The 25071-nt window shown below is 67.1% G+C and carries 22 protein-coding genes and 2 pseudogenes; 4 read left to right on the top strand and 20 right to left on the bottom strand.

Annotated elements, in window-relative coordinates:
• The 3 genes and pseudogenes from CS062_RS12505 to chvE form a co-directional block, all read right to left on the bottom strand.
• A pseudogene (locus tag CS062_RS12505) lies at positions 1-208 on the bottom strand (sugar ABC transporter permease); the annotation flags it as partial.
• Entirely contained in the window at positions 201-1781 is a 1581-nt protein-coding gene (locus tag CS062_RS12500; RefSeq protein WP_099861955.1) for an ATP-binding cassette domain-containing protein, read from the bottom strand. The gene CS062_RS12500 and the pseudogene CS062_RS12505, both read right to left, overlap by 8 nt.
• 19 nt (positions 1782-1800) lie before the next feature.
• Positions 1801-2895: a multiple monosaccharide ABC transporter substrate-binding protein gene (gene chvE / locus CS062_RS12495; protein ID WP_099861961.1), complete on the bottom strand. Its 1095-nt coding sequence runs from the start codon at positions 2893-2895 to the stop codon at positions 1801-1803.
• A gap of 165 nt (positions 2896-3060) precedes the next feature.
• On the opposite strand from chvE, the gene CS062_RS12490 reads away from it, so the two are divergent.
• Positions 3061-3978 carry a LysR family transcriptional regulator gene (locus tag CS062_RS12490; protein WP_099861954.1) on the top strand — a complete coding sequence of 306 codons (918 nt, stop codon included), beginning with the start codon at positions 3061-3063 and terminating at the stop codon, positions 3976-3978.
• A 64-nt stretch (positions 3979-4042) separates the two neighbouring features.
• On the opposite strand, the gene CS062_RS12485 is transcribed toward CS062_RS12490, so the two are convergent.
• From CS062_RS12485 to CS062_RS12470, 5 genes and pseudogenes are all read right to left on the bottom strand, one after another.
• The gene (locus CS062_RS12485; RefSeq protein WP_099861953.1) at positions 4043-5134 is read right to left on the bottom strand and encodes a porin; all 1092 of its coding nucleotides are present in this window, start codon (positions 5132-5134) and stop codon (positions 4043-4045) included.
• Between the two features lie 29 nt (positions 5135-5163).
• Positions 5164-6141 carry a tripartite tricarboxylate transporter substrate binding protein gene (locus CS062_RS12480; RefSeq protein ID WP_099861952.1) on the bottom strand — a complete coding sequence of 326 codons (978 nt, stop codon included), beginning with the start codon at positions 6139-6141 and terminating at the stop codon, positions 5164-5166.
• A gap of 13 nt (positions 6142-6154) precedes the next feature.
• Positions 6155-7240, bottom strand: a complete 1086-nt coding sequence (locus CS062_RS12475) for a 4-oxalomesaconate tautomerase (RefSeq protein ID WP_099861951.1) — start codon at positions 7238-7240, stop codon at positions 6155-6157.
• 270 nt (positions 7241-7510) lie between these two features.
• Positions 7511-7892, bottom strand: a pseudogene (locus CS062_RS26895) (D-amino-acid oxidase); the annotation flags it as partial.
• A 27-nt stretch (positions 7893-7919) separates the two neighbouring features.
• The gene (locus CS062_RS12470) at positions 7920-8486 is read right to left on the bottom strand and encodes a hypothetical protein (protein WP_143742337.1); all 567 of its coding nucleotides are present in this window, start codon (positions 8484-8486) and stop codon (positions 7920-7922) included.
• A gap of 348 nt (positions 8487-8834) precedes the next feature.
• Between CS062_RS12470 and CS062_RS12465 the strand changes: the two genes are divergently transcribed.
• Positions 8835-9383: a hypothetical protein gene (locus CS062_RS12465; protein WP_099861949.1), complete on the top strand. Its 549-nt coding sequence runs from the start codon at positions 8835-8837 to the stop codon at positions 9381-9383.
• Here CS062_RS12465 and CS062_RS12460 read toward each other — a convergent pair.
• From CS062_RS12460 to CS062_RS12415, 10 genes are all read right to left on the bottom strand, one after another.
• The gene (locus tag CS062_RS12460; protein WP_099861948.1) at positions 9371-12535 is read right to left on the bottom strand and encodes an efflux RND transporter permease subunit; all 3165 of its coding nucleotides are present in this window, start codon (positions 12533-12535) and stop codon (positions 9371-9373) included. The two genes, CS062_RS12465 and CS062_RS12460, sit on opposite strands and share 13 nt — an antisense overlap.
• Complete coding sequence (locus tag CS062_RS12455) at positions 12532-14019, bottom strand: efflux RND transporter periplasmic adaptor subunit (RefSeq protein ID WP_099861947.1); 1488 nt, start codon at positions 14017-14019, stop codon at positions 12532-12534. The genes CS062_RS12460 and CS062_RS12455 overlap by 4 nt, the downstream gene beginning before the upstream one ends.
• Positions 14016-15248: a TolC family protein gene (locus CS062_RS12450; protein WP_099861946.1), complete on the bottom strand. Its 1233-nt coding sequence runs from the start codon at positions 15246-15248 to the stop codon at positions 14016-14018. Before CS062_RS12450 ends, CS062_RS12455 begins: the two co-directional genes overlap by 4 nt.
• Positions 15249-15324: 76 nt before the next feature.
• Positions 15325-15708, bottom strand: coding sequence for a hypothetical protein (locus CS062_RS12445; RefSeq protein WP_099861945.1), 384 nt, complete (start codon positions 15706-15708; stop codon positions 15325-15327).
• A gap of 88 nt (positions 15709-15796) precedes the next feature.
• Positions 15797-16138: a copper-binding protein gene (locus tag CS062_RS12440; protein ID WP_099861944.1), complete on the bottom strand. Its 342-nt coding sequence runs from the start codon at positions 16136-16138 to the stop codon at positions 15797-15799.
• A 48-nt stretch (positions 16139-16186) separates the two neighbouring features.
• Positions 16187-16678 carry a cupredoxin domain-containing protein gene (locus CS062_RS12435; RefSeq protein WP_099861943.1) on the bottom strand — a complete coding sequence of 164 codons (492 nt, stop codon included), beginning with the start codon at positions 16676-16678 and terminating at the stop codon, positions 16187-16189.
• A gap of 11 nt (positions 16679-16689) precedes the next feature.
• Positions 16690-18057, bottom strand: a complete 1368-nt coding sequence (locus CS062_RS12430; RefSeq protein ID WP_099861942.1) for a multicopper oxidase family protein — start codon at positions 18055-18057, stop codon at positions 16690-16692.
• A 10-nt stretch (positions 18058-18067) separates the two neighbouring features.
• On the bottom strand, positions 18068-19465 hold the full coding sequence (locus CS062_RS12425) for a TolC family protein (RefSeq protein WP_099861941.1): 1398 nt from the start codon (positions 19463-19465) through the stop codon (positions 18068-18070).
• Entirely contained in the window at positions 19462-19779 is a 318-nt protein-coding gene (locus CS062_RS12420; RefSeq protein ID WP_099861940.1) for a hypothetical protein, read from the bottom strand. Before CS062_RS12420 ends, CS062_RS12425 begins: the two co-directional genes overlap by 4 nt.
• 114 nt (positions 19780-19893) lie before the next feature.
• The gene (locus CS062_RS12415) at positions 19894-20310 is read right to left on the bottom strand and encodes a DUF2946 family protein (protein ID WP_099861939.1); all 417 of its coding nucleotides are present in this window, start codon (positions 20308-20310) and stop codon (positions 19894-19896) included.
• Positions 20311-20647: 337 nt separating this feature from the next.
• On the opposite strand from CS062_RS12415, the gene CS062_RS12410 reads away from it, so the two are divergent.
• The gene (locus CS062_RS12410) at positions 20648-22837 is read left to right on the top strand and encodes a copper-transporting P-type ATPase (protein WP_438270476.1); all 2190 of its coding nucleotides are present in this window, start codon (positions 20648-20650) and stop codon (positions 22835-22837) included.
• Between the two features lie 63 nt (positions 22838-22900).
• Here CS062_RS12410 and CS062_RS12405 read toward each other — a convergent pair whose 3' ends face one another.
• Positions 22901-23785: a YihY/virulence factor BrkB family protein gene (locus CS062_RS12405; RefSeq protein ID WP_158238772.1), complete on the bottom strand. Its 885-nt coding sequence runs from the start codon at positions 23783-23785 to the stop codon at positions 22901-22903.
• Between the two features lie 84 nt (positions 23786-23869).
• Here CS062_RS12405 and CS062_RS12400 point away from each other — a divergent pair, with 84 nt between their 5' ends.
• Positions 23870-24631 (top strand): SDR family oxidoreductase, encoded by a 762-nt coding sequence (locus CS062_RS12400; protein WP_099861959.1) that lies wholly within the window; start codon positions 23870-23872, stop codon positions 24629-24631.
• Between the two features lie 93 nt (positions 24632-24724).
• Here CS062_RS12400 and CS062_RS12395 read toward each other — a convergent pair whose 3' ends face one another.
• Positions 24725-25066, bottom strand: coding sequence for a YciI family protein (locus tag CS062_RS12395; protein ID WP_099861937.1), 342 nt, complete (start codon positions 25064-25066; stop codon positions 24725-24727).
• Positions 25067-25071 lie beyond the last annotated feature (5 nt).

Genomic DNA, 25071 nt, shown 5'->3' with positions numbered 1-25071 from the left:
TCTGCAGGACCAGGTTGGTCAGGTTCAGCGGCTCCAGCAGCGTGCCGTCGGTCAGGTACTCGAACAGCGCCATGATCGCCACCAGCGACAGCAGCATGCCGTAGTCGCGCAGGTGGCGCTTGAGGAAGTGGCCGATGCCGGCGGCGCCGGCGGCCGGGGAGGAGGGGCGGGCGGGCGGCGTGACGCTCGCCGCGATCGGTTCAGACATACGCGGTCTCTCCGGCGCCGACGATGGCGCCCATGATCATTTCCTGGGTCGTGCCGGCGGTCGGGAACTCCGCCACCAGACGCCCTTCATTCATCACGTACAGCCGGTCGGACAGGCCGAGCAGCTCGGGCATCTCGGACGAGATCACCAGGATGCCGCAGCCTTGCTCGGCCAGGCCGGCGATCAGGCTGTAGATCTCGAACTTGGCGCCGACGTCGATGCCGCGCGTCGGCTCGTCCAGGATCAGCAGGCGCGGTTGCGAGAACAGCCACTTGGCCAGCACCACCTTCTGCTGGTTGCCGCCGGACAAATGAACGACGCTCTGGTCGACGCCCGCGCAGCGCGTGGCCAGGCGCCGCCGGTAGTCCTGCGCCACCTGGTGCTCGCGGGCCTCGTCCAGCACGCCGGCGCGCGAGACCTCGCGCAGGTTCGCCAGCGTCGTGTTGACGGCGATCGATTCATCCAGCAGCAGGCCCAGCGACTTGCGGTCCTCGGTGACGTAGGCCAGGCCGGCGGCGATCGCCTTGGGCACGGTGGACACGTCGATCTCCCGGCCATCCATCCAGGCGCTGCCGCTGATGCGCCGGCCGTAGCTGCGGCCGAAGACGCTCATCGCCAGCTCGGTCCGGCCGGCGCCCATCAGGCCGGCGATGCCGACGATCTCGCCGCGGCGCACCTTCAGGTTCACGCCCTTGACCACCTCCCGGCCTGCCTGCACCGGGTGCTGGGCGCGCCAGTCGCGGAGCTCGAACAGCACATCGCCGATCTTGGGCGTGCGACGCGGATAGCGGTCCGCCAGGTCGCGACCCACCATCGCCTGGATGATGCGGGCCTCGCTGAGCGGCTCGCCGGTGCAATCCACGCTCAGGATCGAGCGCCCGTCGCGCAGCACCGTCAGGCCGTCGGCGACGCGGGTCACTTCCTTGAGCTTGTGGGAGATAAGGATGCAGGCGATGCCTTGCGCCCGCAGCTCCATCAGCAGCGCGAGCAGCGCGTCGCTGTCGGCCTCGTTGAGGCTGGAGGTAGGCTCGTCCAGGATCAGCAGCCGCACCTCCTTGGCCAGCGCCTTGGCGATCTCGACCAGCTGCTGCTGACCGACCCCGAGCTCGCTCACGAGCGTGTCCGGCGAGGCGCGCAGGCCGACGCGTGCCAGCAGTTCGACCGCGCGCCGGTGCATCGCCACACGGTCGATCACGCCCAGGCGTGCCGGCTCATGGCAGAGGAACAGGTTCTCCGCGATCGAGAGCTGCGGCACCAGCGCCAGCTCCTGGTGAATGATGATGATGCCCAGCCGCTCGCTGTCGGCGATGCCGGCGAAGCGGCGCACCTGGCCATCGAAGCAGAGTTCGCCGCCGTAGTCGCCGCCGTGGTCGGGATGCGGGTAGACGCCCGACACCACCTTCATCAGCGTCGACTTGCCGGCGCCGTTCTCGCCGCAGAGCGCATGGATTTCGCCGGCGCGCACCGACAGCCGCACGTCCTCCAGCGCTGCGACACCGTGGAAGCGCTTGGTGATGCCGCGCAGCTCGAGCAGCGGGCCGGGGCCCGCGCCGTTCTCAGGAATCGGGTTCATGACTGCAGTCGGCAGCGGATCAACGCAGCTGCGAGTCCTTGTAGTAGCCGCTGCCGACCAGGACCGCCTTCGCGTTGCTGGCATCCACCGAGATCGGCTTGAGCAGCACGCTGGGCACCACTTTCACGCCGTTGTTGTAGGTCTTGGTGTCGTTGATCGCCGAAGGCGTCTTGCCGGCCAGCATCTCGTCGCTGACCGCGGCGGCGGCCTGCGCGAGCTGGCGGGTGTCCTTGAAGACGGTGCTGGCCTGCTCATGCTTGAGGATGGACTTGATCGACGGCAGTTCCGCATCCTGGCCGGAGACGACCGGGCAGGGCTGCTTGGCGGTGCAGTAGCCGGCACCCTTGAGCGAGGACAGGATGCCCAGGCTGATGCCGTCATACGGCGACAGCACCGCATGCAGCTTCTCCTTGCCATAGAAGGCCGACAGCAGGTTGTCCATGCGGGCCTGCGCGGTGGCGGCGTCCCAGCGCAGCGTGCCGACCTTGCCGATGCCGAACTGCTTGCTGCGCACCACCAGCTTGCCGCTGTCGATGTAGGGCTTGAGCACCGACATCGCGCCGTCGTAGAAGAAGGTCGCGTTGTTGTCGTCCGGCGAGCCGCCGAAGAGCTCGATGTTGAACGGACCCTTGCCCTGCGCCAGGCCGAGCTTGTCGACCAGGCTCTGGCCCTGCATCACGCCGACCTGGAAGTTGTCGAAGGTGACGTAGTAGTCGACGTTCTTCGTGCCCTTGATCAGGCGGTCATAGGCGACGATCTTGATGCCGCGATCCGCGGCCTTCTGCAGCACCGGCGACAGCGCGGAGCCGTCGATCGACGCGATCACCAGCACCTTCACCTTGCGGGTGATCAGGTTCTCGATCTGGGCGAGCTGGTTGGGGATGTCGTCCTCGGCGTACTGCAGGTCGACCTTGTAGCCCTTGGCCTGGAAGGCCTTGACCATGTTGTCGCCATCGGCGATCCAGCGGGCCGAACTCTTGGTCGGCATCGCGATGCCCACCAGGCCCTTGTCCTCGGCGCGCGCGCCACCGGCCAGCAGGCCCAGCGTCGCCCCACCGGCGATCGCCAGCGTCTTGATGACTGCGACGCGGCGTTTCAGATTCGTTCGAAGCATCGACATAGCTTTGTCTCCTGGCCGGTCGTCGTCTTGAACAGACGATCTACGCGTGAACCGGCCTGTTCGTCGATGTTAGTTCGCGCGCTGCACTAATTAATCAGAATTAACCCTGTGGTGTCGCCGATGCATACTGCACATCAATTGGCACAAGCATTGCGCGGCATGAAATTCGATCTCCATGACCTCATCGCCTTTCGTTCCGCTGCGGAGCTGTCGAATTTCCGCAAGGCGGCCGAGGCGGTGCACATCTCGCAACCCGCTTTCAGCCGCCGCATCGACAAGCTGGAGCAGGCGCTGGGCGTGAAGCTGTTCGAGCGCACGACCCGACGCGTGACGCTGACCGCGGTGGGGCGCGAGTTCGCGCGCAAGATCGGCCTGCTGCTGGACGACCTGGACGAGACGCTGCTGACGGTGCGCGGCGTGGGCACCGGGCGGATGGGCGAGGTGACCGTGTCCAGCGTGCCATCGACTGTCTACTACTTCCTCTCCCAGGTGATCCACCGCTACCGCGAGCGTTATCCCAAGCTGCGGGTGAAGATCCTCGACGCCAGCGCGAACGAGGTGCTGTCGGCGGTGTCCCGGGGCGAGTCCGACTTCGGGCTCAACTTCATCGGCAGTTCGGAGCCGGGCATCGAGTTCCGACCGCTGCTGGAGGAGCGCTTCGTCGCCGCCTGCCGACGCGACCATCCGCTGGCGCGCCGCCGGGAGGTCAGCTGGAGCCAGCTTGCGGCCCACGACTTCATCGCGGTGGCGAAGTCCTCGGGCAACCGGCTGCTGCTCGACCAGGCCTTGGCACGGGTGAAGGACCGTCCCCAGCCGGTTTATGAAGCCCAGCATGTGACCACCTTGCTGGGACTGGTGGAAGCCGGGCTGGGCGTGGCGGCGGTGCCGTCGATCGCGATGCCCGGACCCGACCATCCGCTGCTGGTCAGCGTGCCGCTGGTCGACCCGGTCGTCACGCGGCGGATCGGGCTGATCACGCGCCAGGGGCGTCGACTGTCGCCGGAGGCGCAGCAGCTCTACGACTTCCTGGCGGAGATGAAACTGCCACCGCGCACGGCGCGGCAGCGGTCCCGATGATCGGTCGGCCCGTGCTGCGGGTCGAGCTTCGGCCCGCGGCCTCCGGTATGGTCCATTCAGCCGGTCAGAAGCTGTGGCGGACGCCGACCTCGGTGCCGGTGGAGGACCTGCCTCCAACGAGTCCCGCGGGGCCGCCCGGCACGGCATAGGCCGCCGCGCCATCGTTGTCGACACGCGCCACCTGGGCATAGAGTGCCACCCGCTTGGAGAGGGGGTGCACATAGCCGAGACCGAATTGGCGGGCATCGTTGGCACCGACCTCGACGGCACCGACGCGGCCCGTCATGTTGCTGTCCAGCCATTGGAACTTCAGCTCCCCGCGACCGAGCGGCGCCCAGAGGCCGAGCATGCGCAAGGTCTGCGCTGCGTTGGCCTGCCTGAATCGCCGCTGCGTCACGGCGACGCGCACCAGGCCGAAGTCGTAGGCGCCGCCGATCAGCGTGTCCGTGAAATCGCCGCTGGCCGCGATGACGTTGTTCTCGCTCCTCGCATAAGCCGCGTACAGAGACGCCGCGCCCTTCACATAGCCGATCCGGGCTCCGATCAGCTTGTTCGCGCCCTGGGCTTGCGCGCCGCCTTCGGCCGCGGCCACCATCACGCCGCCCTCCAGGCCGCCGAGTCGGTCCGGCAGCAGCCACTGCACCGAGTTGCTGGAGCGGACCAGCGTGTTGGGATTGCTGCCGAAGGCCGAGCGGATCGGACCGACCGGTGCGGCGGTGTAGAGGTTGGTCGACCCGGCCACGCCGACATGGCTGAAGGGGTCCTGCTTGACCCAGACGGTGTAGGTCGGCACGTAGTCGCGACCGGCGCGCAGTTCGCCGAGCTCGCGGCTGGCCAGGCTGAGGGTGGCGCGGCGATCCCAGAACTGGCTGGTGCTGGTCGCCGCGCCGGTGTCGAGCGCGATGCCATGCTCCAGATGAAAGCCGGCGGACCAGCCGTCGCCCAGGTCCTCGGACCCGCGCACGACGAGCCGACTGGTCGCGTTGCCGCCGCTGATCAAGGACTGGACGCTGCCGACGCCCTCGTTGCGCACGCTGCGCATCGCGGCATCGACGACGCCGGACAGCGTCACGCTGCCCTGGGCGGCGGCCGCCGCAGCGCATGCGCCCAGCGCGACGGCGGCGGCGAGCCGGGGCAGGGGAGAGGGGAATTTCATGCGGGTGGCTCCTCGGAATGTTCTTCGGTTCATTCGGCGGTCAGCCTGGCCTTCTGAACGACCGCCTTCCACTTCGTCAGTTCGCTCCTGACCAAGCTGCCGAGTTGCTCCGGGGTGCTGGATTCGACGTCGGCACCATGGTCCTCGATGCGCTTGACGACCTCCTTGTCGGCCAGCACCTGGTTGAGGGCCTTGTTCAGCTTGTCGACGATGGGACGGGGCGTCCGCGCCGGTGCGAAGACGCCGTACCACTGCTGCACCTCGACGCCCTCGACGCCGGCTTCCTTGAGCGTGGGGACATCGGGCAGCAGGTGGCTGCGCTTGGGCCCCGCGACGGCCAGCGCCTTGAGCTTGCCGCTCTTGACGTAGGGGATCGCGGTGAAGAGGCTGGGGAACATGAACTGGGTCTGGCCGCCGAGCGTGTCGGTGATGGCCGGCGCCGAGCCCTTGTAGGGCACGCCGAGCATGTCGACGCCGGCGTTGAGCTTGAAGAGTTCGGCGGCGAAGTGGGGCGCGGTGCCGTTGCCGGCGGACGCATAGCTGTAGCGGTCGGGCCTGGCCTTGAGCTGGGAGGCGAGGTCCTTGACGTCCTTCACCGGCGCGAGGGCGTTGGCGACCATCAGCGTCGGCGAATAGCCCACCAGGCCGACCGGCTCGAAATCGGTCACCGGGTCGTAGCGGAGCTTCTGCAGCGCGGGGTTCATCGCATGGGTCGCGACGTAGCCCAGCATCAGCGTGTGGCCGTCGGGCGCCGCTCGGGCGACGAACTCGCTGGCGATGGAGCCGTTGGCGCCGGCGCGGTTGTCGATGATGACCGTCTGGCCCAGCAGCGGTCCGAGCTTCTGCGCGATGGTGCGCGCCATCGCATCGTTGCCTCCGCCCGCCGCGGTCGGCACGACGATGGTGATGGTCCGCGTCGGATAGGCCGCCGGCGCGGCGGCGGGTGCCGCAACCGGAGCGGCGAGGGTGGCGGCAACCAGCGCCGCGGGCGCGAGCAGTGTCTTCATCGGTTTGTCTCCTTTAATTGGATGTCGAGAACACGTAGTCGGGCAGATGCAACTCGCCCTGCAGGATCTTTCTTGCGGTGCGCACGAGCGCGGCGCGCTGGATCGAGGCCGCCTCGCCGTGCCCCTCGATCACGACCTCGACTTCGATGCGCCCTTGCGGATGCAGGACGGACACGGTGCGCACTCCGTCACGCGCTTGCGCACCGCTGGCGACGGTGCCGGGCAGCGCGAAGGCGGTGGCCACGCCGATCGCGCCGGTCACCGCATGAGACGCGTGACAGCGGCGCGGCGTGAAGTAGCGGGAGGTGATGCTGTCCGGGTCGTCGCCGGCGCTGACGATCACCGGCTTGGGGACGACGCTCGCGGACACGTCGCCCAGTCCCATCGCCCGCCCGGCGGCCAGGCGTACCGCTTCGACCCGAGCCAGCAAGGCGGGGTCGGCGTCGAGCTGGGCCGGGGACTCGCGACCGTGCAGGCCGAGGTCCGCGGCGCGCAAAAGGACGAGCGGCATGGCCGCATCGATGCAGGTCACCGACAGGCCCTCGATGTGATCGATGCGGCGGCCGGTCGGGAAGACCGAGCCGGTGACCGAACCCCAGGCGTCGAGGAAGTTCAGGCGGATGGGGGCCGCGGAACCGGTGACGCCGTCGATGCTGGTCTCACCGGCGTAGACGACGCGCCGGCCGGGAGTCAGCACCGTCACGTCGATGCGGGAGCGGGTGTTGACGTTGAACACGCGGACCGTGGTCTCGCCGTCCTGCGCGTCGATCAGGCCTTGTTCGATCGCGAACGGCGCGACGCCAGAAAGCATGTTTCCGCAGTTCGGCCGCGTGTCCACCGAGCGCTGGCCGACACCGACCTGGGCGAAGAGGTAATCGACGTCGCAGCCGGGCTCCTTGGACCTGGAGACGATGGCGACCTTGGAGGTCAGCGAACTGCCGCCGCCGACGCCGTCGAGCTGTAGCAGGTCGCTGGCGCCGATGGCGCCGATCAGCGCTTCGTCACGCTGGCGTTCGTCGGCGGGCAGCCAGTCGCGCAGGAAGAACGGGCCTCGGGAGGTGCCCGCTCGCATCAGGACGCAAGGGATCGTTCGTGTCATGGAGCGGCATGCTCGGCCATGCCGTTGATGACGTGAAGTGCATCGTTTGGATCAATAAATGCGTGGGACGCAATGGTGTCGTGGTGATGCGATTGATGGTCCGAGTCGTTCGTTCGTTCGCGGGCGGGGACGGACGGACGTTCTGTCGGTGCGCGGCGAGGACGCCACGTTCATTCGCGGATGCGTCAATGGGAGGCGTTAGATGCAGGTTTGTGTAATTGACAATGTGCATTATGTGATATAGCGATCGTGCTTACGCGTTACTCCTCGGACCCGGCCAGGCAGACTGCCGATTTCGCCGATCCCGGGCACGCCGTCCGGCGTGCTGTCCACATAGCCCGCCCACGCCGCCTTGACCTCGCGCTCCTTGAACGCGGGCATCAGCGCCAAGGCCGGACCGAACGCCCTCGAGCCCGCTCGGCGTCAGCGAGCGCCAGCGCTGCGCGAACATCGGAATGAACTGCGGCGCGAACCGCATCAGCTGCGCCGTGGAATCCACCCGTGCCCGGCCCGCGACCGCCAGCGTGTAGCTGCCGTCGCTGCGTCGGGTCATGCTGATGTCCTTCGTATGCAGCGCCTCCGGCAGTCCGTCATCCTGCCCCGGCGACACCGCCAGCGCAGTCTGGCGGATCGACGCTTGCGGGAGCGAGAGAAACGCTGAAGATTTCAGCGTTATGCGTCATTTGAACTCCTTGTCGAAAATGCGCTTGATTGGATAAACGAAGGTGATGAATAGATTGAAGGCCGCGATGACTGTCAGGCCTACAAAGGCCAGCGGTCCAACGACGAGCAGCCCGACAGATGTGCGAAGGCCCCAGGCGACCAAAAGGCTTCCCTGAGACGAACCCAGCGGGTCAATGGCTCCAAAGTAGCAAGCAGCAAGAAGTGCCCAGAGAAGCAATGCGGCCCAGTACGGCGCAGAGCCGCGCGCGGCGCCGGTGGTCCGTCTCACATAGACAGTGCGCTCATACAGCTTGGCGCCTACGCAGAAGAACACTGCGGCGGGCCATAGGAGGATCGCTGCCCAGGAAACGAAGGCGAAGGCTGCAGGAGTGGCTCCGATGTGCGCGTTCTCCCGCAAGCGTCGAACCGCGGGGATCCATTGACTGGGAGCATCCATGAACTGACCGGTATCGATGCCCAAGAACAGCACGACAAATAGAAATGCCCCGACATAAAGGCCAATGAAGCGCTTCACCATGTCGACGTTCAACGCATCCAGTTCTTGCTTGTTGATCGGTTTCATCATCGGTTCACCTTTCCCGCATGCTTTCATCCGCTTGCCGCTTCACCGGATCGGCGAGCGATGACGGTTTGTAAACGGTCATTCAGGCAATCGATGCACATCGTGCGTCGCGTTGGGCCGCATGGATCCTCCAAAACCAGGCATACGGAGAGCCCCAAAATTTTCGTCGCAAACGCGATGAGTCAAGCGATTCCTGTCGCACGCACTCGACAGGAAGCATCAGACTGTTCTTTTGGCCTTCTGGGAGAGGGCATTGACTGACGTAGCATTGCACCCTGCGCGGAGCAAATTTCCCCGCAGTCAGGCGTCGTCGTCGGCGATCGACGAAGTTCAAATCTGACTGCGCTCATGACGTACCAACCGGCCTTCCCCGCTGCCCTCCAGCCGGCAGCACTGACATTGCTGGAAGCAATGGCCGCCTCGGAGCTTGCCCCACCGCATCAGGGATTCCAGGTCAGCGTGCAGGGCGAGCTGCTCTCCGCTCCCGCGCGTCTCTACTGCTCGCCAGGCGACCTGCGGGCATTGATCGAACAGGCCACTGGCGACCGCCGTACTCTCGCGCTGTGCCTTGGCACGCGGCACTGGAATGGATACGTACGAGAGGAGTGCTTGCGTCGATTCATTGCGACGGATTGCTCTTGGACCGCCCCGTTCGTGGTCCAGCTCCTGGGCGAATACGTCATCGAGATCGTCGAGCTGATTGCTGCAACCGCCCCACAGGCGACGCTCCAAAACCTGGCTGCCTTCGCACGGGAGAACCCAAAGTTCATGGCGCTCACCAGGCAGAGGGCTACAAGCTATTGGGATTGCTACTTCCGGCGCCACTTCCGGTCGCTACAAACCTACCCCGCCATCACAACCCTGAACGCCATCGACGCATGGGCTCAAGCCGCATAGGGGCAGTCAAGATCGGTTCGCCGAGCGCTTACCGCAAGTCGCCGACGGTGGACGAGAAACCAAGCCGCGGGAATGACCAGCATGCTGAGCAACGGCGCAGTGACCATGCCGCCGACCATGGGGGCGGCAATGCGCTCCATGACCTCGTGCCCGGCGCCTTGGCCCCACAGCATTGGAATGAGACCCGCGAGCACGATGGCCACGGTCATCGCCTTCGGACGCACTCGCAGCACGGCACCTTCGCGGATGGCCGCAAGCAGCGTCTCCAAGGTGTCGGGCTCGCCCGCAGCCAAACGTCTGGCCAGTGCGTTCTCCAGGTAGACGAGCATGACGACGCCGAACTCGGCCGCCACGCCTGCCAAAGCGATGAAGCCGACCGCCGTTGCCACGGACACCGAGTGCCCCATCAGCCAGATGAGCCAGCACCCTCCCACGAGAGAAAGAGGCACCGCGGCCATGACCAGCGCCGCGTTGGTGGCGTCGCGAAACAGCAGGTACAGCAGCACGAAGATGACGGCCAGCGTCGCCGGCACAACGACCTTCATCCGCTCGGTCGCGCGCTCCAGGTATTCGAACTGGCCGGACCATGAGACGGCATAGCCGGCCGGCATCGCTACTTCCTTCGCAACAACGGCTTGCATCTCGCGCACCACCGAGCGGAGGTCTCGACCTCGAACGTCGACGTAGATCCATCCCGACAGCCGGGCGTTCTCGCTGCGCAGCATCGGAGGCCCTTCCTCGATGCTGATGCGGGCGACATCGCGAAGCAGCAGGTTTGCGCCCTTCTCCGTCACGAATGGCAGCGTGCGCAGTCGCTCCAGCGAGTCGCGGACTTCTCGTGGGTAACGGACGTTGAGCGGGAACCGTTCCCGCCCGCTGATGACCTCGCCCACGTTTTCCCCGCCAATGGCGGTCGAAACGACCGCCTGCACATCGGCCACCGACAAGCCGAAGCGGGCCGCGGCCGCACGGTCGACATCGACGTCGATGTAGCGCCCGCCGGTGAGCCGCTCCGCTAAGGCAGACGACACGCCGGGCACCTTCTTCACGACACCCTCCACCTGCGTGGCGAGCCGGTCGATGGTCTGCAGGTCGGTTCCCGCCACCTTGATGCCGACCGGCGACTTGATGCCCGTGGCCAGCATGTCGATGCGGTTGCGAATCGGCGGCACCCACACATTGGAGAGGCCGGGCACCTTGACGACGCGGTCGAGTGCTTCAACCAGCTTGTCCGGCGTCATGCCCGCACGCCACTGCTCTCGCGGCTTGAACTGGATGGTCGTCTCGAACATCTCCAGAGGTGCGGGGTCCGTCGCGGTATCGGCGCGGCCGGCCTTGCCGAACACCCGCTCGACCTCGGGCACGGTCTTGATGAGCCGGTCCGTTTGCTGAAGCAACTCCGACGCCCTGGACACCGAAAGGCCTGGCAGAGCCGACGGCATGTAGAGCAGGTCGCCCTCGTCGAGCGGCGGCATGAACTCGCCGCCCAGACGCATCAGCGGCACGGCAGTCAACGCGAGCACGAGGCCGGCGATGGCCAGCGTCGACCTTGGGAACCGGAGGACGGCCTCGAGCGCTGGCCGGTATGCCGCCATCAGGAACCGGTTCAGCGGGTTGGCCGTTTCCCGGGGGATGCGGCCTCGCACCAGGTAGCCCATCAGCACGGGAACGAGCGTCACCGAGAGCGTTGCAGCCGCGGCCATCGTGTACGTCTTGGTGAAGGCCAAGGGAGAGAACAGCCGCCCCTCCTGCGCTTCCAGCGTGAACACCGGCAGGAACGACAGGGTGATGACGAGCAGGGAGAAGAACAGCGCCGGCCCCACTTCGACGCAGGCATCCGTCACGAGAGACCACCGCTCCGCCGCGGCAGGCTGGCGGCCAGCGTCGTGTTCGAACGCTTCGATGCGCTTGTGGACGGCCTCCAGGAGCACCACGACCCCATCGAGGGCAGCGCCCAGCGCCAAGGCGATGCCCGCGAGGCTGAGGACGTTGGCGTTGAGTCCTTGCCAGCGCATGACCACGAATGCCACGCCAACTGCAATCGGCAGCGAGACCACCGCGACGAGCGCCGAACGCAGATGGAAGAGGAACACCGCGCACACCAGCGCCACGGCGATGAACTCTTCGGTCAGTTTGACCCGGAGGTTGTCGATCGAGCGGTCGATGAGCTTCGAGCGGTCATAGGTCTCCACGACTTCCGTGCCCTCGGGCAGGCTCGGCTTGAGCATCTCCAGCCTGGCCTTCACGGCCTCGATGGTGACGCGCGCGTTTTTGCCGGAGCGCATGACAACGACACCGCCCGTGACCTCGCCCTGCCCGTCCAGCTCCGCGATGCCCCGGCGCATCTCCGGGCCGATCTGGACGGTGGCCACGTCGCGCAGCAACACAGGGGTCGAGCCGCTCAGGGACAGCGGGATGGACCGGATCTCGTCGAGCGACTTCAGGAAGCCGCGCGAACGCACCATGTACTCGGTCTCGGCCATCTCCACGACCGAGCCGCCCGAGGACTGATTGGCGTTCTTCAGCGCCGCGACCACCGCGGCCTGGGTGACGCCGAGCCCGCGCATGCGATCGGGGTCGAGCACGACCTGGTATTGCCGCACCATGCCTCCGATGCTGGCGACTTCGGCCACGTCGGGCACCGTCTTCAATTCGAACTTGAGGAACCAGTCGTTGAGAGCGCGCAACTGGCCGATGTCGGTGTTGCCGGTCCTGTCGACAAGCGCGTATTCATAGACCCAGCCCACGCCAGTCGCGTCCGGCCCCAGCGCAGCCACCGCGCCGGCAGGCAGCCGACTCTGGACCTGGTTCAAGGATTCCACGACCCGGGAACGAGCCCAGTACGGGTCTGTCCTGTCGTCAAAGAGGACGTAGACAAAGGAATCCCCGAAGAACGAATAGCCGCGCACCGTCTTTGCACCCGGCACGCTGAGCATCGTCGCCGTCAGCGGGTAGGTGACGAGGTCCTCAGCCACCTGCGGCGGCTTGCCTGGGAATGTCGTGCGCACGACCACCTGCGTGTCTCCCACATCAGGCAATGCGTCGACCGGGGTGTGCGCCACCGAGAAGAGCGCCGCTGCGACCAGAAAGGCCGTGGCAATGAGCACCAGGAACCGGTTGCCGATGGACCAACGGATGAGTGCGGCAATCACTTGGTGCCTCCGGTCTTCTCAGCCGAGACAAGCTCCCAGTCCATCGGACCGCCCTTGCGGAAATCGAAGCGGATGCGGTCACCGGGCTTCAGGTCCGCGAACGCCCGTGGGTCGGCCTTGCCAAAGCCCATCGTCATCGCCGGCCACTGGAGTTCAGGAACCGGCCCATGGGAGATGGTCAAGCCTTCCGGATCGACGCGCTCAACCGTCCCTTCGGCGCGGTACACGCCGGGCGCAGCGGCTGCCGACGCAGGTTGTGCCGCGCTCATGGCTCCGAGCACGGACTTCAGCCGAGCCTCGGAGTCGATGAGGAACTGGCCGCTCGTGACAAGGACCTCACCTTCATGCAGGCCTGCCAGCACTTCGACCTGGTCGCCGAGGTCGACACCGAGCTTGAGCTCTCGCGGCTCGAAGTTTCCGGAGCCGTTTCGGACGATGGCCACGGCGCGAGTGCCGGTACGAATCACCGCCTCCGCAGGCGCGACCAGTCGTGATGTCGATTCGCCCGCCACTTGCAAACGCAGCAGCATTCCTGGTGCCAGCTTGCCTCCCTTGTTGTCGACCTCGAAGCGAGCCTGCAGGGTGCGGGTGCTTGCGCTGACTTGAGGAAGGATTTCCTTCAGCTCGCCATCGAAGGCCTGCGAGGCGTCAGCCTGGAGCACTGCCCTCACCTTCTGGCCACGGACGAGCCGAACGGCTTGAGCTTCCGGCACCTCAGCCACTGCCCAGACTTTCTCCAGCCCGGCAATGCGGAAGAGCGTCATGCCGGGCGCGACCTGCGCGCCTTCCCGGACGCCGAGCTCCGCGACGACGCCGCTGTGGGGTGCGGTGAGCTTGAACCTCGCCTGTGCGGTGCCGGTCACCTCGCTCTCGCGAATGAGGCCTTCGGGGATGGACATCGCACGCATGCGCTCGCGGGCTGCGGCCACGATGTCGGAGGCGACACCAGCGCGCTTCAGCGCCAGCCACTCGTTCTGCGGAGCCAGCCAGTCAGGCGCGAAGACGGTGGCCAGGGTCTGGCCCTTGCGGACCTGTTCCATCGGCGCGCGCACCGCCAGTCGTTCGACGTAGCCGCCCACCCTGGTCTGGACGGCGACGTTCAGCCGCTCGTCGAACTGCACAGCCCCCACGGCGTCGAAAGACGAGCTGACGTCGGCACGCTTCACCGTTGCCGTGCGGATGCCCAGGTTCTGCTGGAGGGCTGGGCTGACCTTGACACCGGCGTCGCCGGGCTCGTCCGCGTAGACCGGCACCAATTGCATGTCCATGAACGGCGACTTCCCGGGCTGGTCGAAGCGCGGGCCCGGGACCATCGGGTCGTGCCAGTAAAGGACCTTGCGCTCGGCGGACGAGGCCGCTGATGCTGGAGCGGCCGCAGCCATCGAGGGATCACCAAGGCTGGTCGTGCGGCCGAGCAAGAAGCCACCGCCGGCCAGGATCGCGCCGGCGACGACCAGGGAGGCGATGAATGCGGTGCGCTTCATGGGGCGCCTCCTTGGGATATCGGCTTGAAGGCGAGCTGGGCTTGCGCGCGTGCGAGGTCGCGTTGCAGCGACAGGAGCTTGCGCTGGGCATCCACCTCGGCGTGGCGCGCCTCGAAGAACGCCGTCAGCGGCGCCTGGTTGGAGCGATAGGCGGCCAGTGCCACCGCCGTGCGCTGCTGCGCTGGCGTGACGACGGCCGCTCGATAGCGGTCGAGGCGTCCCTGCAGGCGCGCTGCATCGCTCGTCAGCGTTCGGTAGTCCGCTGCCGCGGTTCGAGTGGCTTCCGCCAGTGCTGCTTCCGCCTTGTCCACCAGCGCCAGCTTGGCGGCCGTTTCCCGGTCCTGCCGCCGGGACGGTGCGACCTGCAGGGGGATGCTGACGCCCACGGACACCATGTCGGCATAGCCGGTGCGCTGACCGTAGGACAGCTCCCAGGTCCAGTTGGGCGTCCGCTCTTTCGCAGCCACGGAGGCCGTTTGCCGGGCAACTTCCACGTCTCGCTGGAGTGCCGTGAGCGTCGGATGCCTGGCCAGATAGGCGGATTCGGACGGGACCGTGAATGCGGGCGCTGCCGTCAACACGTCGGGAAGGAAGCCGACCCACCGCTGCAGACTCACCAGAGCCGCTGACTGCTGCTGGCGCGCTTCCTCGCTCTCGTCCTCGGCGATGCCCCGCATTGAAGTGAGCTCGAGCACCTCGGCACTGCCTCCGGCGGCCGCAGCCAGGCGTGCCCGTGCCGCTTCCAGCGCTTCGCGAAGGTGGTGTTCGGTCCGGGTGGTGAGCGCGAGGGCCTCGCCGGCGTACCAGGCGTCCACATAGGCCAACGCCACCTGCAGCCTCGCATCGGCTTCGGCCACGGCGATCTGCACGGCTTCGCGGTCGGCCATCGCCCGGGCGGCGGACTCACGAGCCGCTCGCTTGTCCGCGGACAACCACTCCTGGCTGATGCCAATGCGCTTCATCGTCATCGACTCGCGGGTGGTGCTGAGCCGGTCGGCGCCACTGACCGGCAGGTTGTCGATACCGGCACGCAGCATCGGGTCGGGCAATTGGCCAGCCGCTCGCGCGGACTCGTTGGCTCCGGCCGCGGAGGCGCGACCGGCTCGGGCCGCTTCCGAGCGCTGGGCGGCCAGGCTCAGGGCCTGGTCCAAGGACAGCGGTTCTGCCAAGCAGAGCGCTGGCAGGACGGCGGCAGCCAAGGCGGCTGCGCGCAGGAATGTGGTTGGCATGAAAACTCCGAGGACGAACGAAGGCGTTGCTGGCGAGCGGGCAAGCCGCACCAGCGCCGGTCAGCCGACGGAGGGGTCAGACGCGGAGTCTGAGCGTGGAAAGGAAGAGTGGGTCCGGAGGCGGCTGCGCCTCGGGAGTCGCGGCCGGAGGCACCGAACGTGCTGCCGCGGTCTCAAGCGCCAGAGGCAGCTCGAGCACTTGAACCAAGGCGGGCAGCGACACCGTCGGAAGCTTGATGCTCTCGAACGATTGCGCGGTTGCCTTGGAATGCTCGGCACACAGGGCTGGCTGGTCCAGGTCCATGCCCTCGCAGGGCATGCCAGACGCCATCATCTCTGCCATCGCCTGGACGTCCGCCTGTTGCGGGCAGACATAGTTCGCCAGCGCCAGCTGTGAGAACAGCAGCGACAACACCACGAAAAGCGTGGTGGTGAAGCGGTGGAGACGTCGGCGAACCATGGGCGGGCAGTTTAGTGCCGCGGCTTGCGACGCGGTACTGGAAATCGCGGGCTGTCGACAGCGGTCGACCGTGCCCGCGGCAGGCCTGTCACTTGACCGCTTGCAGAGCGGTCACGGTGTAGGCGCCATTGACCTTTTCTGCGGTGAACTTCACCTTGTCGCCGTCCTTGAGGCCGTCCAGCAGCTTGGGATCGGCGACCTTGAACACCATCGTCATGGCGGGCATGCCCAGGTTTTCCAGCGGACCATGACGAAGCGTCACCTTGCCCTGCTCCTTGTCGATCTTTCGCACTTCGCCGTCGCTCTGGGGGGCGGCGGCCGACGCCGGATGATGAGCGGCATGGTCGGCGCCGGATGCCGGAGTGGTCTGTGCATGGACGCCGAACGAGGTGGCCAGTGCGGCTGCGAGGAGGATGTTGTTGAGCTTCATCTTTGACTTCTCTCTAGAACTGGGGGTAGCGGGAGTTGGTGTTGCGTTTCACTTGACGGTCAGCTTGCCGACCATGCCGGCCTCGAAGTGACCGGGCTGCAGGCAGGCGAACTGGAACTCGCCCGGCTGGGTGAACTGCCAGACGATTTCGCCGTTCTTGCCGGGCTTGACATGGGCCATGCTCGGTTCCGAGTGCTCCATGTCTGGAAACTTCTTCATCAGTGCGGCGTGCTCGGCCAAGGCCTTCTTCGTTCCAAGCACCATCTCGTGCAGGACCTGACCGCCGTTGTGCACCACGAACTTGACGGTCTCGCCGCGCTTGATCGTGAGGTCCGACGGCGTGAACCGCATGTTGTCGGCCATGTCGACCTCGATGGTGCGGGTGATCTTCTTCGGATTGCCCTCCTGCCCCCAATCGGTCGCCTCGACCTTGGAGGGATCGAACTTGCGCGGCTTGGCGTGCTCTTCGTCGCCATGGGCCACAGCCGCCGATGAAACAGCGACCAGCGCGGCCAGGGTCAATGCGTGGAGTTTCTTCATGAGGTCTTCCTTCAATGGCCGGGATGGCCGCTGGGCTTGCGAACCTGGAGGGTCTTTGCGTCGCCGGCCGGAGCCGCCGCCCGGGCGGGCTCGGGCATCTCGGCGGTGTATTCGCTGGCGAGGGTGCCCGCGGGGTGCTTGTACGGACCGGGGTCGGCGTAGTCGCCGCGCTTGACGTCGTCGCGGACCTTGACGACGCTGAACATGCCCCCCATGCCGACCGGGCCGAAGGGGCCCGTGCCGGTCATCATCGGCAGCGTGTTGTCCGGGATGGGCATCTCCATCTCGGCCATGTCATGCATGCCCTTGTCGCCCATGACCATGTAGTCGGGGATCAGCTTCGTGATCTTGGCTGCGACATCGCGGTGGTCGACACCGATCATCGTCGGCACGTCGTGCCCCATCGCATTCATCGTGTGATGGCTCTTGTGGCAGTGAATGGCCCAGTCGCCTGCGACGGCGTCGAATTCGAAGGCACGCATCTGGCCGACCGCCACATCCGTCGTGACCTCGGGCCAGCGGGCGCTTTTCGGAACCCAGCCGCCGTCCGTGCCCGTCACCTCGAAGTGCGGCCCGTGCATGTGGATGGGGTGGTTGGTCATCGTCAGGTTGCCCACCCGGATGCGCACCCGCTCGCCGGTACGCGCGACGAAGGGGTCGATGCCCGGGAATGCGCGGCTGTTCCAGGTCCACAGGTTGAAGTCGAGCATCGTGTTCACGCGCGGCGTAGCGCTGCCCGGCTCGATGTCGTAGGCGTTGAGAATGAAGCCGAAGTCCCGGTCGACGCGGTACTGCTTCGGATCCTTGGGGTGGATGATGAAGAGTCCCATCATCCCCATCGCCATCTGGACCATCTCGTCGGCGTGCGGGTGGTACATGTGCGTGCCGGGCCGCTGCAGCACGAACTCGTACATGAAGGTCTTGCCGACCTGGATCGGCGGCTGCGTGAGGCCGGTGACGCCGTCCATGCCCGACGGCAGCAGGACGCCGTGCCAATGCACGCTGGTGACCTCGGGCAGCTTGTTGGTGACGAAGATGCGCACCCGGTCGCCCTCCACCGCCTCGATGGTCGGGCCGGGGCTGGAGCCGTTGTAGCCCCAGAGGTTGGCCTTCATGCCGGGCGCGATCTCGCGGACCACCGGCTCGGCGACCAGGTGGAACTCCTTGACGCCGTCCTTCATGCGCCAGGGTAGCGACCAGCCATTGAGCGTGACCAGCGGGTTGAATGGGCGGCCGTTGGGTGGCGCCGGGGGAATCTGCGTGGTGGCCGCTGTCTGGATGATGGCTTCGGGCAGCGAAGCCGCTCCGACACGGCTGACCGCGGCGGCGCCGAGGAAGGTGGCGCCGGCCGTCTTGAAGAAGGTTCTGCGGTTGCTCATCGTGAGTCTTTCAGTGGTCGCCTTGCTCGGCGGCGGCGGCCTTGGCCGGGCCCATTGACGGGCTTGCGCTCGGCGAGCGGCCGGTCAGCGCGGTCTGCAGGTCGGTCTCGGCCATCCAGTAGTCGCGCTGGGCTTCGATGGCGGCGGTCACTGTCGCGACCTGGTCGCGCGCATCGGCGAGCAGCTCAAAGACGCTGGAGAGCATCCCGTTGTAGCGAAGCAGGTTCTCCTCGGAGATGCGCTTGCGCAGCGGCACGACCTCGTCACGGTAGTGCTTGGCCAGGTCGAAGGCGGTGCGGTACGCCGAGTAGGACTCGCGCACCTCTGAACGCGCGTTGACCGCGACTTCGGCCGTGCGGTGGACCGACTGCATGTAGGTCGCCTCGGCCCGTGCCGCGCGGGCAGAGCCGAAGTCGAACAGCGGGAGCTGGAGCTCGATTTCAAAGCCGTTCTGCCGAGGCTCGCCCGTCTGGCTCTTGTTGGCGTAGCCGGCCTCCAGGACGTTGATGAAGCGCGTGCCGCGAGTCAGCCCGAGCGACTTCGCCGTCGCCTCGGTGCTGCGCCTGGCCATCAGGACGTCGAGGCGTTTCTCGATGGCGATCTGCTCGGCGTCCTTGGGCTCGATCGGCGCCTTCGGCAGCTCCGGGAGATGCTCGGGCAGCTTGAAGGCGAGCTGGTCGCCAGACAGCCCGAGGACCCGGACCAGCTTCTCCCGCTCGGCCACCGCCCGGTGACGCGCCCGCGCCAGGTTGGACATCGCGTCCGCATAGAAGGCCTGCTCGCGCATCTGGGCGAGCTTGCTGAAGTTGCCTGCCAGCAGCATTCGACGCGCCAGGTCGTTGGAAGCATCGGCTGCGTCCTTGACCTGTTCGTAGTAACCGACCAGGCCCTGGGCGGCGACGGCGCTGAAGAAGGCCTTGCGGGCCTCGGACGCCACGCCGACGGCATCCAACGCTGCCTGGTACTGCGCCTGCTCCAGCTGCCGCTGGGCCACTTCGCTGGCGACCGGCAGGGTCAGCAGTCCCAGCAGGTTGAACATCACCGAGCGGTCGATCTCCGTCACGCCGTGGCCGCTGAGACGCCCGAAGGACAGGGTGGGATTGGCCAGGCGGCCGGCTCGCACCCGGTCCGCCTCGGCGATGCCCAGTTCGGAGAAGCTGGCTTGCAGCCCTCGGTTGTTGAGCAACGCGAGCTCGACGGCGCTGTCGGCGGTCAGCGGCTGCTTGAGCAGTTCCGCGACCCGTGTGCTGGCGGAGTCAACGTCCGCTGTCGAGCGCTGGAAGGTCACGTTCTGGCCCGTGCGTTCCCGGGTCAGCTCGGAGACCCTGCCGGCGCCGCCGTCTGGCGAGAACGAAGCGCAGCCGGCCAGCAGCAGGGCCGCCGTTGCCGCGGCGGTCGACTTCATCATCGCTTGCCTCCATGCATGTGGTGCGGCCCATGGCCCGGCATGGGCTTGGACGCGCTGGGAGCTGGCGCGGACGCCGCCGATGGCATCGCATGACCGGCGTGTCCGCCGCCCTTGCCGTCCTTCGGCGCGACGTTGTCGTTGAGCTGCCGCCAGTCACCCGGTTTGATGTCTTGCCAGGGCTTGTAGTCAGCGAAGACGGACTGGTAGCGCAGCGCCGGCGCCGAGGCCGTGGAGGGAGCTGCCGCAGGCGCAGGCGCCTGGGCGAGCGCCGCCAGGGGGACGCACAGCGCCAACCCGGAGAGGATGTTCTTCATTGTTCGAAACCATGTGAGTCGTCGGCTTGGCCTTGCCATAGCCAGGAGACGCTCGTGCCGGCCCACAAGTGGACGGACGAGCCCCATCGGACCTCCCGCAGAGGCCTTGTTGGGTCAGAGGGTTCGGGGTGGGCGCTCCTGGCCGTCCGACTGGAACGTCGGGGCGGGAGCGGCGAGCTCAGGGTACGAGGCCTCGGTCAACACCGTTGGCTCGATCAGGCCGGCAGAGGCGGCCGGCATCGGAGGCACGGAGCACGACGCGGAGCACATGTTGCACTTCTGGCTCGCGTGGTCGTGATCCGGGCTGGAGGGGTCGTCGTGGTCGTGAGCCGCGTGCTCGCCCGCCTGCACGGCGTCGCCGTGTCCGGCGTGGTGCCGATGCCCGTCTGCCTCGTCGGTATCCGCCTGACCGTGCATTTCCGCCTGGCTGACGCCACTGGACGGCGCGCACGGCATGACAGCCGCCATTGCGCCACGGATGGGCAGCAACACGGCCAGCAGAACCACGATCCAGATGCGCAGCAGCTTCACAGGGAACAGGCGATCAAAGGGGTGACGACATATGTCCAGAGGACAAGCTTGTCATCATAGACCTTGCCTCTGTGGGAAGGTCAAGTGCCTGGTGACGTTCGATGCGGCCGGGCTGCGTCATGTTCCTCGCCAGCTGCGGCGGGGCGAGCCGGTAGCTTCCGGTTGACCACTCGACAAGGCACGGCATCCCTTGACCTTCCGACAAGGTAAGGGTTGAAACTGCCAACAAGAACAGGAGAACGACATGCCGACTTCCAGTCACCAGCGTCATGACCACGCGGTCCATGACCACCATGAGGCGCCCGCGGGCCGCCACGTGATGCCGGACGGAACAGTGATGGAAGGGCACGACCATGGCCACCCCGCGCATGCGCCGACCACGGCAAAGGCGGCAGCGACGGGCGACGAGAGCCAGGTCGAGTACACCTGCCCCATGCACCCGCAGGTGCGCCAGAGGGGACCAGGAAGCTGCCCGATCTGCGGCATGGCGCTGGAGCCGATGCTGGCGACGGCCGACCAGGGCGAGAGCCCGGAGCTTCGCGACATGACGCGCCGGTTCTGGATCGGAGGCGCGCTGACTCTGCCGGTGTTCGCGCTGGAGATGGGCGGACATCTCTTCGACATCCACCCTCTCGTCGCCCAGCAGACCTCGAACTGGATTCAACTGCTGCTGGCGACGCCGGTGGTCGTCTGGGTCGGATGGCCGTTTTTCACTCGCGCGGTCGCCTCGGTGAAGAACCGCAGCCTGAACATGTTCACGCTCATCGCGCTCGGCACGGGTGCTGCATGGCTGTACAGCACGGTCGCGACGCTGCTGCCCAACCTCTTCCCGCCGGCGCTGAGAGGCAAAGACGGCGCTGTGGCCGTCTACTTCGAGGCGGCGGCCGTGATCACCGTGCTGGTGCTGCTCGGCCAGGTCTTGGAACTGCGCGCCCGGGAGAAGACCTCGGGCGCCATCAAGGCACTGCTGGGGCTGGCGCCCAGGACTGCGGTCAAGGTCGACGCCGAGGGGGGTGACGAGACCGTTCCCGTGGACGCCATCCAGGTCGGCGATCTGCTGCGGGTACGCCCCGGGGAGAAGGTGCCGGTGGACGGCGCACTGACCGAGGGCAAGGGCAACGTCGACGAGTCGATGATCACCGGCGAGCCCATCCCTGTGGCCAAGGCCGTGGGCGCGAAGGTGACCGCCGGGACCTTGAACCAGACCGGCGGCTTCGTGATGCGCGCGGAGAAGGTCGGCGCGGACACCCTGCTCTCCCAAATCGTCCACATGGTGGCCGCCGCGCAGCGCAGCCGCGCACCCATCCAGCGAATGGCCGACCAGGTTGCCGGATGGTTCGTCCCCGTGGTCATCCTGGTGGCGGTGCTGACCTTCGTCGCCTGGCTCGTCTGGGGGCCCTCTCCTGCATTCAGCTACGCGCTGGTGACCTCGGTGGCCGTGCTCATCATCGCCTGTCCCTGCGCGCTGGGCCTGGCCACGCCGATGTCCATCATGGTGGGCGTCGGCAAGGGCGCGCAACACGGCGTGCTCATCCGTGACGCGGAGGCGCTGGAGAAGATGGAGAAGGTCGACACGGTCGTTGTCGACAAGACCGGTACGCTCACCGAAGGCCGTCCAACGGTGGTCCACGTCGAGGCGTCGTCAGGATTCGCTGCGGACGCGGTGCTGCAGAAGCTGGCCAGCGTTGAACGCGCCAGTGAACATCCGCTGGCCATGGCCATCGTGATGTATGCGCAGGAGCGCGGGCTGGCCCTGTTGCCGGTCACCGACTTCGATTCGCCCGTCGGCAAGGGCGTCGTTGGAACGGCAGAGGGTCAGGTGGTCGTGTCCGGCAGCGCGAAGTTCCTGGCCGAGCACTCGATGGACAGCTCTGCGCTCGAAGCGCTGGCCGACGAGCAGCGGCGCAAGGCCGCAACGGTGATCTTCGTGGGCATCGCAGGCAGGCTGGCCGGCTTCGTTGCGATTGCGGACCCGATCAAGGAGACGACGCCGCAGGCGCTGCAGGCGCTCAAGGCCGCCGGTCTTCGCGTGGTCATGCTCACCGGCGATGGCAGGACGACGGCTGAAGCAGTGGGTCGCCAGCTTGGCATCGATGAGGTCGTGGCGGACGTTCTGCCGGAAGACAAGGCAGCGGTCGTCAAGCGCCTTCAGGGCGAAGGCCGAGTGGTCGCGATGGCCGGTGACGGAGTCAACGACGCGCCGGCGCTTGCACAAGCCACGGTGGGTATCGCGATGGGCACCGGCACGGATGTCGCCATGGAGAGCGCCGGCATCACCCTGCTCCAGGGCGACCTGATGGGCATCGTTCGTGCCCGCACGCTGTCGCGCGCCACGATGCGCAACATTCGCCAGAACCTGTTCCTGAGCTTTGCGTACAACCTAGCCGGGGTGCCGCTTGCGGCCGGCGTGCTTTACCCGTTCTTCGGACTGCTGCTGTCGCCGGTCGTGGCAGCTGCCGCGATGGCGCTTTCGTCGGTGAGCGTTGTTGGGAATGCCCTGCGACTGCGCGCTGCCGGCGTGGAGTAGACGTGAGCCCGCTGAGCGAGGGTCTCGCCCCTCGGTCGGGCAGGCGGATCACGCTCGGCGTCTTCAGGGCCCCTCTTCGCTCGCGGCCAGCCGTCCCCGGATCACCGCATTCACTTCCGCGCCATAGATCAGCGTCGCCGCGCTGATGTAGAGGAACACCAGCGTCGCGATCACGCCAGCGAAGCTGCCGTACAGCAGCGCCAGCTTGCCAGCGCTGCGCAACGAGTACGAGAGCACCGCCGCCGAGGCCACCCACAGCGCCGCGCCGACCACGGCGCCAGGCAGCACGGTGCGCAGGCGCTGGCGGATGTCGGGCAGCCAGCCGTACAGCAGCGCGTACAGCGCGGTGAGCACTGGAAAGGCCAGGCCGTAGCGTACGCTGTTGCGCAACCAGAGCGTCTCCTTGCCCACGCCGGTGCTGCGCTCCACCGCCTCCCATACGTAGGGCATGACGATGACGGAGCTGAAGGTGGCGAGGATGCCGCCGCCGACGATGACAGTGAACAAGGTGACCTTCAGGCGGGCTCGCCAGAACGACAGGCCGCGCTCGATGCCGTAGGACCGATTGAGGGCGGTGCGCACCGCCTGCATGCCGGAGGACGCGGTCCACAGCGTGACGAAGAGGCCGATGGCCAGCAGCGTCTGGCTGCGCTGGGCGAGCACCTGGTCGACGACCGGCTGCAAGGCGCCGCGCACGAGCGGGGGCGCGTACTCGACCACACGGCGCGCCAGGGCCGCGGCGTCGCCGGGAGAGCCGATGTACGCCGCGCCCGCCGACAGCAGCACCAGCAGCGGGAACATCGACAGCACCGTCGAGAAGGCCATGCTGCCCGCCTGGTTGGCGCTTTGGTGCAGCACGTAGTTGCGAACGGCGAGCAGCAGCACGCCCAGGCCCGGCGTGTGGAGGGCGGCATGTCGGAGTCGATGCCAGGGCGTTGGGCGTGTCACAAAAGGCTCCACCAATTCGTCTTGCAGGGAGAGCGCCGCCGATTCCCGCGCAGCGCCCTCTTCCCACCATCGAAGGACTTTGACATGAACCTGACCCTCATCGGAGGCAGCGGCCTCATCGGCAGGAACCTGGCGCCCTTGCTGGAACGGGCCGGACACCGCGTGGTGCTGGCCTCGCCCTCGCAGGGCGTCAACACCTTGACCGGCGAAGGCCTGCGCCAGGCGCTGGCCGGCGCCGACGTGGTGGTGGACGTGAGCAATTCCCCCTCCTTCGAGGCGCAGGCGGTGATGGACTTCTTCCGGACGTCCACGGCAAACCTGCTTGCCGCCGAGGAAAAGGCCGGTGTCCGGCACCATGTGGCCCTGTCCGTCGTCGGGGCAGACCGGCTGCCGGACAACGGCTACATGCGGGCGAAGGTGGCGCAGGAAGCCCTCCTCCGTGAGGGCCGCGTGCCCTACACGATTGTCCGTGCGACGCAGTTCTTCGAGTTCCTCACCGCGATCGCCGGCGACGGCAAGGACGGCAACGCGGCTCGCGTCTCTTCCGCGTTGTTCCAGCCGATCGCGGCGGGCGACGTCGCGAAGTGCCTGGCGGAGGTCGCCGTGCGAGATCCGCGCAACGGAATGCTGGAAGTCGGTGGACCGCAGCGGCTGCCGATGAGTCAGGCGGTGCAGCGGGCGCTCGTGGCGGCGGGCGATGGTCGCCCCGTGGTGGCGGATGCGCAGGCGCTGTACTTCGGCACGGTGCTGGATGACGCGTCGCTGGTGACCGGCGATGGTGCGGAAGTGGGGGACACCACGCTGGAGGCGTGGCTCCGGACGCAAGCGGAGACGCGTCACGCCTGAGGCGGGTGCACGCGCCGCGCCAGCGCCACCTGGCGGACACGCTTTCCGGCCGTGACGCCGACCCTGGGACGTGCGCGGCCGACCAGTGACCTCTCAGGACTGCGGATCGAACTGAAAGACCCGAAGCTCCTGGGCGCAGCGGCAGGCCTTCGCGATTCGTGCAGCCCAGGCGATGGCGTCCTCTCGCGAGGGCAGCTCCAACACGGTGAAGCCGCCGTCGAGCGGCGGCGCCCACGGATAGCCGCCCTCGGAGACCGAGCCGTCGGCCTGCACGAGCATCGGCGGGGCTTGCTCGTCGATGCCGCCACCGAACACATACACCCCGGCGGTCTTGGCTTCATCGATGACCGCATGCGAGTCCCGCACCACGGCGTCCCAATCGCCGTCGGGCACCACCATCGCGGCGCTGGGGAAGGAGATCAGGTACTTGGCCATGGTGT

This window comes from Roseateles chitinivorans (assembly GCF_002761755.1).
Taxonomy (GTDB): Bacteria; Pseudomonadota; Gammaproteobacteria; order Burkholderiales; family Burkholderiaceae_C; genus Roseateles; species Roseateles chitinivorans.
This window is presented reverse-complemented; position numbering and strand designations above follow the sequence as displayed.